This is a genomic window from Wenjunlia tyrosinilytica (assembly GCF_014646055.1).
Lineage (GTDB): Bacteria > Actinomycetota > Actinomycetes > Streptomycetales > Streptomycetaceae > Wenjunlia > Wenjunlia tyrosinilytica.
Map to the genome: position 1 here is coordinate 70,621 of NZ_BMMS01000036.1, position 10,907 is coordinate 81,527.

17 protein-coding genes are annotated in these 10,907 nt (G+C 67.7%); 10 read left to right on the forward strand and 7 right to left on the reverse strand.

All coding sequences use genetic code 11. The features are described 5' to 3' along the window. Positions 1–60 precede the first annotated feature (60 nt). The 6 genes from IEY86_RS37680 (at position 61) to IEY86_RS30450 (ending at position 3,162) form a co-directional block, all read left to right on the forward strand. On the forward strand, positions 61–924 hold the full coding sequence (locus tag IEY86_RS37680) for a GNAT family N-acetyltransferase (RefSeq protein WP_189135130.1): 864 nt from the start codon (positions 61–63) through the stop codon (positions 922–924). A gap of 291 nt (positions 925–1,215) precedes the next feature. Continuing rightward, on the forward strand, positions 1,216–1,392 hold the full coding sequence (locus IEY86_RS30430) for a hypothetical protein (RefSeq protein WP_189135131.1): 177 nt from the start codon (positions 1,216–1,218) through the stop codon (positions 1,390–1,392). A gap of 265 nt (positions 1,393–1,657) precedes the next feature. Further along, positions 1,658–1,795 (forward strand): hypothetical protein, encoded by a 138-nt coding sequence (locus tag IEY86_RS30435; protein ID WP_189135132.1) that lies wholly within the window; start codon positions 1,658–1,660, stop codon positions 1,793–1,795. A 298-nt stretch (positions 1,796–2,093) separates the two neighbouring features. Next, a complete protein-coding gene (locus IEY86_RS30440; RefSeq protein WP_189135133.1) occupies positions 2,094–2,276 on the forward strand; it encodes a hypothetical protein in 183 nt (60 codons plus the stop codon). A gap of 167 nt (positions 2,277–2,443) precedes the next feature. Then, positions 2,444–2,782 (forward strand): hypothetical protein, encoded by a 339-nt coding sequence (locus IEY86_RS30445; protein WP_189135134.1) that lies wholly within the window; start codon positions 2,444–2,446, stop codon positions 2,780–2,782. Between the two features lie 203 nt (positions 2,783–2,985). Then, positions 2,986–3,162, forward strand: coding sequence for a hypothetical protein (locus IEY86_RS30450; RefSeq protein WP_189135135.1), 177 nt, complete (start codon positions 2,986–2,988; stop codon positions 3,160–3,162). Between the two features lie 389 nt (positions 3,163–3,551). On the opposite strand, the gene IEY86_RS30455 is transcribed toward IEY86_RS30450, so the two are convergent. From IEY86_RS30455 to IEY86_RS30470, 4 genes are all read right to left on the reverse strand, one after another. Further along, entirely contained in the window at positions 3,552–3,827 is a 276-nt protein-coding gene (locus IEY86_RS30455) for a hypothetical protein (RefSeq protein ID WP_189135136.1), read from the reverse strand. Beyond that, positions 3,824–4,198, reverse strand: a complete 375-nt coding sequence (locus tag IEY86_RS30460) for a hypothetical protein (RefSeq protein WP_189135137.1) — start codon at positions 4,196–4,198, stop codon at positions 3,824–3,826. The genes IEY86_RS30455 and IEY86_RS30460 overlap by 4 nt, the downstream gene beginning before the upstream one ends. Further along, complete coding sequence (locus IEY86_RS30465) at positions 4,195–4,407, reverse strand: type II toxin-antitoxin system Phd/YefM family antitoxin (protein ID WP_189135138.1); 213 nt, start codon at positions 4,405–4,407, stop codon at positions 4,195–4,197. The genes IEY86_RS30460 and IEY86_RS30465 overlap by 4 nt, the downstream gene beginning before the upstream one ends. A 69-nt stretch (positions 4,408–4,476) precedes the next feature. Further along, complete coding sequence (locus IEY86_RS30470; RefSeq protein ID WP_189135139.1) at positions 4,477–4,710, reverse strand: YlcI/YnfO family protein; 234 nt, start codon at positions 4,708–4,710, stop codon at positions 4,477–4,479. 62 nt (positions 4,711–4,772) lie between these two features. Between IEY86_RS30470 and IEY86_RS30475 the strand changes: the two genes are divergently transcribed. After that, the gene (locus IEY86_RS30475) at positions 4,773–5,561 is read left to right on the forward strand and encodes a helix-turn-helix domain-containing protein (protein ID WP_229698887.1); all 789 of its coding nucleotides are present in this window, start codon (positions 4,773–4,775) and stop codon (positions 5,559–5,561) included. A gap of 48 nt (positions 5,562–5,609) precedes the next feature. On the opposite strand, the gene IEY86_RS30480 is transcribed toward IEY86_RS30475, so the two are convergent. Genes IEY86_RS30480 through IEY86_RS30490 form a run of 3 tightly spaced genes read right to left on the reverse strand, consistent with a single transcriptional unit; the run spans position 5,610 to position 7,545 of the window. Continuing rightward, complete coding sequence (locus IEY86_RS30480; RefSeq protein ID WP_189135140.1) at positions 5,610–6,623, reverse strand: hypothetical protein; 1,014 nt, start codon at positions 6,621–6,623, stop codon at positions 5,610–5,612. After that, entirely contained in the window at positions 6,620–7,225 is a 606-nt protein-coding gene (locus IEY86_RS30485) for a hypothetical protein (protein ID WP_189135141.1), read from the reverse strand. Before IEY86_RS30485 ends, IEY86_RS30480 begins: the two co-directional genes overlap by 4 nt. Further along, entirely contained in the window at positions 7,222–7,545 is a 324-nt protein-coding gene (locus IEY86_RS30490) for a hypothetical protein (protein ID WP_189135142.1), read from the reverse strand. Before IEY86_RS30490 ends, IEY86_RS30485 begins: the two co-directional genes overlap by 4 nt. Before the next feature lie 945 nt (positions 7,546–8,490). Between IEY86_RS30490 and IEY86_RS30495 the strand changes: the two genes are divergently transcribed. From IEY86_RS30495 to IEY86_RS30505, 3 genes are all read left to right on the forward strand, one after another. Beyond that, entirely contained in the window at positions 8,491–9,195 is a 705-nt protein-coding gene (locus tag IEY86_RS30495; protein ID WP_189135143.1) for a GntR family transcriptional regulator, read from the forward strand. Positions 9,196–9,360: 165 nt separating this feature from the next. Continuing rightward, positions 9,361–10,119, forward strand: a complete 759-nt coding sequence (locus IEY86_RS30500; protein WP_189135144.1) for a GntR family transcriptional regulator — start codon at positions 9,361–9,363, stop codon at positions 10,117–10,119. Between the two features lie 2 nt (positions 10,120–10,121). Next, complete coding sequence (locus IEY86_RS30505) at positions 10,122–10,541, forward strand: helix-turn-helix domain-containing protein (RefSeq protein ID WP_189135145.1); 420 nt, start codon at positions 10,122–10,124, stop codon at positions 10,539–10,541. Positions 10,542–10,907: the final 366 nt, after the last annotated feature.

The window sequence follows — 10,907 nt, forward strand, 5'->3', positions numbered from 1 at the left end:
ATGGTCCGCCCCCGGTCCTTCCTGGCAATCGTTGGGTGTGTGAAGAGAGGCGGTTGGATCATGTCGGAGGGTGTGAGGCTGCGCCCGTTCACGGGTGCGGATGCTGCGGCGGTGCTGGCGCTGGTCAACGCGGACCGGTTGCCCGGTCAGCCGTTGGCGGACGCGGCGGGGCTGTCGGATGCGCTGCGGGGGCGTTCGCGGATGGATGCGGCGCTGTGGCGTCAGTTGCGGCGGCCAGTGACGGCGGTTGCCGTGGACGGTGCGGGGGCCGTGGTGGGGGTGGTCTCGTACGCGGTGCGTCCGGTGGACGGCACGGGGGTGATTCTGTGGCTGCACTGCCGGGAGCGGTCGGCGGTTGCGGGGGCGCTGGTGGCGCACGCGGTGGCGGCGCTGGGCGGGTGCGGGAGGCTGGAGGCTTTCCAGTTCGCCACGCCGTTGGGTGTGGGGCTGGAGGGTCTGGCGGTGGGGCACCGTCCGGTCACCCGTGCCGTGCTGGAGGGTGCGGGGTTCGTGGGTGAGGACCTGTGGCGGTACATGCGTGCGGGTCTGCCGGTTGCGGGGTTGGCGCGTGCGGAGGGTGTGCGGGTCAAGCGGGCGGGGCGGGGGTCGTGGCGGCTGACGGTTCGGGAGGGCCGTGCGGTGGTGGCTGAGGCGAGCGTGGATGTGGTGGGGGGTATCGGGGTTGTGCGGTGGCTGGGTGTGGAGCCTGCCGCGCGGGGGCGTGGTCTGGGCCGTGGGGTGCTGGGGTCTGCGCTGGGGCTGCTGGCGGAGCGGGGAGCCGGTGAGGTGATCCTGTACGTGGACGACGACGCGCCGCCGGGGGATGAGCGGGACCGTACGGCGGCCAAGCGGCTGTATGAGTCGGTGGGGTTCGTCGAGGTGGACCGGCTGCACTCGTACACGCGGGAGGGTGCGGGGGTCTGACGGGGGTTCGGGGGCGGGGTCCGGTGATGTGACCGGGTCCCGCCCCCGGCGCCGGTGCGGTGTGCTGGGCGGAGCTGCCGGGCGGCGGCGGGGGTGATCGGACGCGCTGCCGCCCGCCAGCCTCCGGCCGGCGGGCCCCTCTACCGCGCGTCCGGGGTGCTTGGTGGAGGGTGTCGGTGGGGTGCGGGGGGCTTCCATTTACTTGACGGAACGTCTACTACTGATATTGTTTGATCGTCAGTAATCGGGTTCACCACCCGGACCAAATTCCCCGTGTCAGGAGACACCGTCATGCGCTCTGCCCTCCCCGTCATCGCCGTCGTTCTCGCCCTGGTCGGTCTCGTCGGTGCCGCTGTCGCCTTCGGCGGCACCGACGGGTGCACCCACGTCAGCACCGGCACGGCGGTCACCACGGGCAGGAACGGGGCGCGCGTCGCCCCTGTCACGGTGGTCACGCACCACTGCTGACCGTTCCCCTGGATGGCCTGCCGGTACCAGGTACCGGCAGGCCATCCAGGCCGCCCGTCGTAAGGGCCCCGGGCCGGCGGGATCCCGAAGACAACCACCCCTCTTCTCTGCGCACGGGTGTGCCCGGGGGAGGGTGCCGGGTCGGTGCCTGGGGGTTGTCTCGTCCCTCCCATCTGATAGTCTTTAGTTGTCACCGGGTGAGGGTCACCCGGGACGGCGGGGCTCACCACCCCGTCCAGCCAATGTGTTGAAGGAGTTGGGTTTCATGTCTTCGAAGTCGCACCCGGGTGACGGTTCGCACAGCAAGGGCGTCAAGGGCGTGCTGTTCGGCAGCGCCCTTCAGGGTCCGGTCGCGTTCGCGGTCTCCCTGGTCCGCACCGTGCGGGTCCGCGCCGGTAAGTAACGGCACCGCCTGAAACCCGGGCGGGCGGGGGCGCTGCCGCTCCGCCCGCCCGGGCACGGGGCGAACGGACGGTGCCGGGGCCCGGCGGCGAGAAGCCGACCGAGCCCCGGCACTCCGCGGCCGGCAACCACCCCTCTGCAGGGGCGCGCCGGGGTGCCTTGCAGAGGGGGCGTGCGGGTCGGCTGGAGGGTTGCTCTGCGGCCGCAGCCCTTCTAATCTTTAGATGTCACCGAGTGGGGATCGCTCGGAAGGATGCGGGGCTCACCACCCCGCCGAACCAACGTCGAGGAGTTCCGTCGTGACCATTGCCTTCGCCCTGATCGCTCTGCTGGGTCTGGCCACCGTGCTGGGCGTGGGCATCATCGGCACCCGGTACCGGGTGCCTACCTGGGTCCTGCTGGTGCTGGTGCTGGGCGCTTCGTTCTACGGGATTGCGCTGTCGGTGGTGCTCACCGCGCTGCGCCTGCACGGGGTTTGGTAGGCGGGGCCCCGGCGCCCAGGGTGCCGGGGGAGGGGCGGGGTTGGGTGCGGGGCTTTCCCCTGCACCCAACTTGGATAGTCTTTAGTTGTCATCGGGGCGGGAGTCGCCCGGTGGGGGGATCGGCAGGGGCTCACCACCCCCGCAGCCAACGGACCGGAGGTCCCACCATGTTCGTGATTCTGCTTCTCCTCGCCCTCGTGCTCGCCGTGGGCGCGCTCCTGGGCTCCGTGTCCGTCCTGCGCTGGGCGGCCCGGCTCATGTCGTTTCGGGGGTTGCTGGTCCTGGTCGTGGTCGTCATGCTCGCCGGGAACGCCGATGCGGTCGGGACGTGGCTGAACCACCTGTTCCCCGGCGGGGCTCTCGGCGCCTTTGCTCCGGCCGCGGCCGCGCTGCACGCGCTCGGCGATGCGCTGGGGTGGCTGGTGCAAGCGGTGATGCTGTTCGTCCTGCTGCCGTTCGTGCTGCTCGGCGTGGTGGCGGCGCTGCTGGCGGCGGTGTGGAAGTGAGGCGGCGGCCGCCACGGTGCGTGGTGGCGGCACGGTGGGTGTTCCGGCCCGACCGGCGTGTCGGGCAGAGGGGGTTTTGCCCCGGGGGTGTGGGTTGCTTCCGCCCCGCCTATTGAATAGTCTTTAGTTGTCACTAGGTGAGAGTCACCTAGTGACAGGAGGGGCCCACCACCCCGCCGCACCAACGGACTTGGAGGTCCACCGTGTTCCTCATCCTCGCCGTCTTCTTCCTGGCCCTGCTCGCCGCCGCCGCTCTCGGCTTTGCGCGGCTGATGTTCTGGCTCGTCGGGATGCTGGGGGCCGTGTCGGCGCCGGTGGTCATGACCGAGCTGCCGACGGGCGCGGTGCCCCTGCCGGGTCAACGGCGCGAGGTGGTGTGAGTCCCCTCCGGGGGCTCCTGGCCCCCTTTGAGGGCCAGGACGGCGGGCGGCCTCCCCGGTGCCCGAGGTCTTCCCCGCGTGCCGGGGTGCTCGGGGGAGGGGGTTGCGAGGCGTCCGCGGGTTGCTTGTTCATCGGGTGCGCGATGCTGCCGGGACCGCTCGCAGTGTCAGGACCGAGTCTCCCGGGCTGCTTCGGGCGTGGTCCGATCGGCGGCTTCCGCCTCCGCCTCCGCTTCCGCTGCTCGGCAGCCGGCGACGCGCGGTGTGTGAGTGCTCCGGCGTTGTGGTCCGGGGCGGTGGTAGCCGGCTTCACCGAGGTGGGCGTGGATGGGGCGGGATGCTACGCATAAACGGAAGTTACGTCCCGGTTATGCGTAGCATCCCGCCCGTCACCAGGGCCAGATGACGTTGACGATTTCGATCATTCGTCCGCGCGTATCGGGCAGGAACATGAGCCAGCCGTCGCGGCCGTTGAGGGCGAAGTTCAGGAGGCGTAGGCCGCCGGAGGGTGGGCCTTTGCCCAATGCGGCTAGGTCCTCGCCCATGTCGGCGAGGACTACCAGGGATGCCGCGAGGCGTTCGATTTCGGTGATGAGGGGTTGGGGTAGGCCTCCGATGACGTTCTCGGCGTCGGGGTCGTATTCCCATGCCCATGCGTCGGTCATCGCGTGGCGCCACCGGTGCGGAGGCCGAGGGCGGTGCATGCGGTGGCGTAGATGCGGCCGGCTTCGGCCGCGGCGGCTCGTGCGGTTTCTCGGTCGTCGGTGTTGAGTGTGAGTGCTTCGAGTTCGTGCAGGCGGGCTGCTTGTTGTGGGTGGCGCTCGATTTCGACATGAACGGCCCATTGTTGTACGAATCGTCTGATTGGGCCGATACTGCCTCGCTCGTCGGCTTCCTCGGCGGCTTCCACGAGTCCCGAATTGAAGGCAGGCAGTGAGGCGGGCGTGATGTGGGCGACGGCTCGCCGCAGTGCGTGGATGGTCTGTGGTGGGCGGGTGATGAGCGGGCCTTGGGGCTCTGCGGGGGTGGCGGTCATGCGGCACCGGCCCGGGACTGGGTGTTCTGTGCGTGCTGCTGGGCGAGTGCCAGGGCCTCCTCGAGGTCGGCGAGTTCCTGGGGGTTGATGAGGACGGCGGCGGGTTGTCCGTGGTCGGTGATGGTGATGCGTTCGCGGGCGTGTGAGGTGCGGCGGACCAGTGATCCCAGGCGGGCACGGGCCTCGGTGATCGGCAGGGTGTCACTCATGTACAGAACTGTACAGTTCCCGCGTGTGGTTTCCCCTGCTCGCGTGGGTGTCTGCTGCCGCGGCGGACGTCACCGCGCGCTGATGCCGTCCATTTCCTGGATGACGCGGCGGGTTCCGGCCCGGTCTTCCGGGTCGTTGACCGCTGCTTCGGCGTCGGCGCGCATGCGCGCGTAGTACTGGTTGCGGTAGGCGTCGAGGATGGTGGCGCGTATGGCGTCGGCGGTGGTTTGGCCGGTTGCTTCGGTGAGTGCTTTGAGTGCGCGGTCTACTTCTGCGTCTGTTCTTACGGTGATGGTTGCCATACAGGCAGTGTGATAGGCGCATCGTCGTCGTGGGGGTGCTGGCCCTGGTCGGAGGAGGATTCGTGAGTGGCAAGCGGACCACCCTTGATGATCTCAAGTCGAGTGAGCGCTTCAGCCGGCCTGCCGTGCGTATCGGCCTGCGGCTGAGTCAGGACGACCTTGCTCGTGCGCTACGTCGCGCAGGCGACGAGGCAGGGGAGCCCAACGACGCGTCGAAGCGGCTTGTTCAGCGTTGGGAAGCCGGAATCAGCCGCACGCCCCGCCCGGTGTACGCCCGTGCTCTGGAAAGGGTCACAGGGATTCCCGTAGAGGCACTGGGGTTCGCTCCCGCCGTCCCCATGGCCAGGGTCCATGATGACGGCGCGGGGGGTCATGATCTGGACCCGGGGCCCGAAGGTGTCAGCGAAGCGACGCCGGTCGCGCGGACAGCGGCACAGAACTACTCCGGGGTGTGGCTCAGCCGCTATGAGTACTACTCCTCAGGCCGTGACGGCACGTTCACGGGGCGGCATTACGTAGTGCTCGTGCAGCACGGCAATCGACTCACGGGTAGAAGCCTGCCCGGAGCCTCTTCCAATCCTGACTCCCCGCTGTCGCTGGATCTGACCGTTGATGGGAACGTGGTCACCGGTACGTGGACCGAACAGACTGCCGCTGACGGCTATTACCAGGGTGCGAGTTACCACGGCGCCATTCAGATGCTGGTGGAGCCGACGGGCCTGCGCATGGCGGGCAAGTGGGTGGGATTTGGCAAGGACTTCGACGTCAACACGGGTCCCTGGGAACCGGTCTTGAAGGACACGGGCACTTCCAAGGCAGCCCTGGGGCGCTTCGGTCTCCCGCCGGAGTAGGGAGCCCGGACGCGGGAGAGATCGTCCGTCCGAGCGTGCATGGGGGGCTCATGCCGCTCGGGTGGCTTGTTGTGCTGCGCAGGTCGGGCACAGTGCCGCACCGGTGGGCAGGGGGCGGCCGCACATGCCGTCGTTGCCGGGGCATTCGGCGTAGTGGGGGCGTGCGGGGGCTGCTGGGTCTCGTCTGTGCTGCTGGGGGTTGCCGGGGGCGGCTAGGAGGTCGTCCAGGCGGTTGGCCATGACGGATTCGGGGTGGCGGATGCCGTCGAGGCGTGTGGTGAGTGCTGCGGTGAGCTGTGCGGGGGTGTAGCCGCGTGTGAGTGCTGCGGTGATGCGGGGTGCCTGTCGGTGTTGTGCGTGGGCTCCGAGGGTGAACACGGGGGCGGTTGCGGCGATGGTGGCGAGGATTTTGAGGGCTTGGGGGTCGGGGGCTTGGCGGGGGTGGCCGTCCTTGCGTCCGTCCGCGGTTCGCGTGCGTGCGCGTGCGTGATCGGGGGGTGGGGACGGACGGAGGGGAGGGGTCTCTTTCTTCTTCTCCGTCTTTGTAATAGCGCCTGGTTTTCCGGCGCCTGGGGAGCCGACGCCTGGGAATCCGGCGTTCGGGCTGACCTGCGGTGACGGCGTCGGGGCGCGGGTGGCGGGGGTGCTTTCGGCCGGGGCCGGGGTGGGCTGCTGCTCCTCGAGGGCGAGCGTGAGCAGCGGCGCTTCGGTGATGACGGTGGTGGTGGTCCACTGGCCCGTGCCGGGGTCCTGGTGGCGGTGGACGATGAGGTATCCGGCGCGTTTGAGTTCGCGAGCTGCTGCGCGCATGGCGTCGCGTCCCTCGACCCTGCCGCCGGTTTCGCGGGCGGTGTGCTGCGCGCGTTTGACCATCTCGTCGATGGTGGTGCGCCATCCGGGTGGGTAGCTGAGGAGTTCGAGGAGCAGGCCGCGGGCGCGCCAGGTGATGCGGTGGTCTCGGGCGGCGAGGTTGGGCACGCGGGTGAAGGGGAGGGTGCTGCGTCCGCGCAGCAGTCCCCCGGTGGTGGGGGTCTGCTGCGCGGGCGTGGTGACTGTGGTCATGGGTGTTGGGGTCCCGGGGTCGTGGCGGGTGCTGGGTTTGCGGGGCTGTGGGGGGTCTCTACGGCCCATGGGCGGCCCGGGGCGGTGTGGAAGGTGTGGAGGGGCCCGGGGCGGCCTGTTGGGGTTATGGCGGTCGTGCTGCCGTGTTCGTCGTGGGCGGTGTGGGTGACGGTGTAGGTGTCGTGGCTGCCGTTGCGGCGGTATTCGCGTACCTGCATGCCGGGTTGGAGGTCGGTGATGGGCATGGGGGTTGTGCCGGGGTCGTGGGCGGTGGGGTCGGCGGTGATGAGTTCGACGCGGGCGGCGTGGGCCTCCATGCGGGCGGCATCGATGCTGTAGAGGGTGAAGCCCAGGTCATCGGGGGTGATGTGGTCCTCGATGAGGGCTTGGGTGAGGTTGTCGAGGTGGAGGCTCATCCAGTCCAGGGCGGGGACGTCTGCGGTGAGGGTGCTGTCCCATGTGTCGCGCTGCTCTGCGGTGGTGAGTGCGGCGGGGGCGTCGGGGAGGGTGCGGAGGTGGTGCAGGACGGTGGTGGGGATGGTGACGGTGGTGACGGGCAAAGCCGGCCGGGCGGGTGCGGTGTGTGCGGGGTGGGTGGTCACGCGGCGGCCCCGAGGGTGCGGGTGAGGGCGGCGGTGCGCTTGTAGGCGGCCCACGCGGTGATGAGGCCGATGGCGTCGGTGGCGAGGCTGTAGAGGGCGGTACGGCGTGCGTGGCCGTTGTGGGTGGTCCAGGTGTGCGCGGCCGCGGCCGTGCCGAGCTGCTTCGCGGTGCGGGTGATCTGGGCCGCGTAGCGCTGCGCGAAGTCGGCGGTGGTGCCTTGGAGTTCGAGGAACCTGCGGGCGGTGAGCACCCCGGGGGTGCGGGCAATGCGGCGTGTGGTTTCCCGGTTGTGGCGCCGGATTCGGTGGACGTAGCGCATACTGGATGCGTCCTTTCGGTCCTTGCTGGGGCGGGTGGGACTTGCGGTGATCGGGGCGGTAACCCCTCGCCGTGTGCATGGGCCGCCCGGGGACAACCGGGCGGCCCGCTTCATTGGCGGGTCCTGCTGCGCCCCTATGAGGGCGGTTCTGCCGGGGGCGGCGGATCGGCCGGAGCCTGCGGTGCCGGTGCGTCGAGGGCGCGCGCGCCCCGTTCCTGTGCGCATGTGTGGTGGGCGTAGGCGGACCAGCCGGGGCCGGAAGCGCTGTGCACCATGGCCACCAGGACGCGGCGCGTACCGAGCGGCTCGCCGCAGTAACGGCACCTCACTCGAACCTCCAACGGGCTAGGAGGAGTTGCGCGCGCTGCTCGTCAAGGAGTCGTGTGGGGAGGCACCGCGGGCATCGGCAGAGCGGCCATGCTTGGGACTGGAGCGGCTCGGCGCCTTCCCCGGACCACGTGGAGATGACTCGGCGTTCCCCGGTGCGTGGGTTGATCTTGTAGACCCTGATACTCATTTGCGTCATGTCAGCCCTCCGGGTGGCTGTGAAGCTCCGAGGTGGGCAGCTACTCGCGTACACCGGGGGCGAGACACGCTGTCTACGGCTGGACTCATTGCCGGTCTCCGTAGATGTGCGTCCACACGGTGGCGGTGCCGTCGGGGGTAGTGCTGGCACCCCAAGAACGGCCGTTGAGAACAGCCAGCAGCCGGGTCCAGGTCTCGGCAGTGGCCTGAGCAGGGATGTCGACCTCCAACCGCGTACGGCCCTCCGACGCAGTGCGCTGACGGACGATCTGGCCTGCGGCACGCTCTAGGGCGCTCTTGATGTCCGCGTCTTCCGGGCGCACACCCACCCCTTAGTTAGCCAAGTAGTACTTGGTTATCCAAGCTGCCTTACTGGGGCTACGCTGTCAACCTGGTCCGCCAGGTAGTTGAAGGAGACCCATGTCGCAGGCGCCATACCTCGAGGTTGCTGAGCAGATCCGCCGCCGTATCGAGACCGGAGAGCTTGTTGCGGGGGACCGCCTACCTGGCCGTGCTGAACTCGCTGCGCAGTACGACACCACCGACGCAGTCGCCCGTAGAGCGGTACAGCTCCTCATCACTGAGGGGCTGTTGGAGGCCAGTCAAGGAGCCGCGACGACCGTTCGGGCCAGCGCGAAGCCGGAGCGGTTCTCACGGATTGCAGGGAATAGATCAGATCTGCCGTATCAAGCAGATTCCGCTACGGGCCACGCCTCTGAAGTGATCGCTGAGCGGCTCGGTATCGCAGTGGGCGACCCGGTGATGCGAACTGACTATCTCTTTATGGAGGACAGGCGTCCTGCCTACATGGCGATTAGCTGGGAGCCGATGGCGCTGACCGGCACTAGCCCGATCGTGCTCCCCGAAGCGGGGCCCCATCGCGGCCTAGGTGTTCCTGCCCGCATGGCCCTGATCGGCATTATTGTTCGGGAGGCGGGGGAAGTAGTACGGGCGCGCCCTGCTACCCCGGATGAAGGTCAGCGCCTACGGGTCAATGCAGGAAGTACAGTTCTTGCGATCGAGACGACCCACAAGACTGCCGACGGTGTTCCAGTCGAGACCTCGGACACCATCGTCCCGGCGAGCCGCTGGGAGCTTTCTTACAAGCTGCCTGTGGAGCTGTAACCCATGGCACTAGTGCCGCACAGTGAAGGACACGACAGCACAACGGAGCAGTTCGCGGCATGGTTGCGGCAAAATGCCGCTGAACGCCGCGGCGTGGGTGGTCCTTGCGGGGAGGCCATGCGCGTCTGGGCCAGAAACAGTTGATCATCCGTAGAGGTGGGCAGCGTGCCTGAAGAGCGGCCGGAGTACCTCCGAATTGCTGCCGAGCTCCGCGAGCGGATCGCGGATGGCACATACCAACCTGGCGATCGGCTCCCGACTTTGCCCGTGCTCAGCCAGAGCTACGGGGTGTCGGAGACAACGATCCGCAACGCTCTGGCGGTGCTGCGCAACGAAGGGCTGATCGAGACACGGACCCGCGCGGGCACGCTCGTACGCACCCGGCCGGCCGTGCATCGGATCGCTGCCGACCGGTACCGCATTGGGTCCGGCACACAAAGCACTGCCTTCACCGAAGACCAGGGAATCGGATGGAGTGAATACCGCCTTGATAAGCGTTTTGAAAAGGTCCGCGCCAACGCTGAATTGGCCGCATTGTTTGAGCGCGAGCCCGGTGAGGCTCTACTTGCTCGGCACTTCGTGTTCTATGACAATGACTCACCAATGCAGATGTCCATCAGCTATGTCCGTTGGGCTGATGTAGCAGGAACTCCAGTTGCGGACCCTATTAATGAGCCATGGCCAGGCGGCACGCGTGCACAGTTCGCCAGCCTTGGTATTCAAGTCACCCGTATTACTGAATCGTTCACTGCTGGCATGCCTACTGAAGAGGAAGCCTCAACTCTACGTATCGGTGCTGGCGTACCAGTGCTGCGGTATACGCGTAGGCATATTGCGGACAGCCGGATCGTAGAGGTTGCCCGTCCGATCGTGAGACGCGGTGATACCACGGTCGTTGACTTCGTCATCGACCTGGAGCCGTAGCCATGACGATGGCGCCATACGGCGGGGACGACCCATCAGGGGAGTCGTTCGTTTTGTGGTTGCGAGAGATAGCTGTCAGCCGCGGATTTGATGTCAGCCCTCGCGGTGGTGGACGCCATCGCTTGGCGCAAGAAATGGGCATGTCTCAATCGGCTATCGGGAGGCTGATCGCCGGTCAGACCATGCCCGACGTCGAGACTTTGGTACGGCTTGCCCGTGCTCTCCATGTTTCTCCACTTGAGATGATCATCCGCTCCGGCAAGCTCAGCGAAAATGATCTCCCTGCTGTGCAACCTGGACCGGCAGGCAGCATGCTGTCAGCAGAGGAAGCGGCTACATTCCTTGGCATTGCGGATGATGATCGGGAAGTCTTCGTTTGGATGCTGCGTCGGATGCGCCGAGTTGGAGGGCCAGTAGAGTAGACTTACGGGGTCTACCCAGGTAGCATTTTGATGCATCGACTCCGGTAGACATGGGAGCGCGGCTATCCCAGACTTCACCCGGAATGACTTTGATGCATATTCGGTCCAAGTTGCACTCAGGATCCATCCGGACAAGGCTTCTGACTTCGTGCCCCTCGGCTTCACAGCCCGGAAGCAACCCCAGGCCCCGCCGCCGTTCTGTCAGCCAACCCGGCGGAGCCGGGCGGGAATTGAGCGAAGCGAAATTCACGGCTGTTCAGAATTCACGCGAAGCGTGAATTCCAGGCACGCGAAGCGTGCCACAATTCGCGAAGCGAATTGGTTTCGTTGGGAGTGCGCGCAGCGCACTTTAACCCGCTCCGCGGG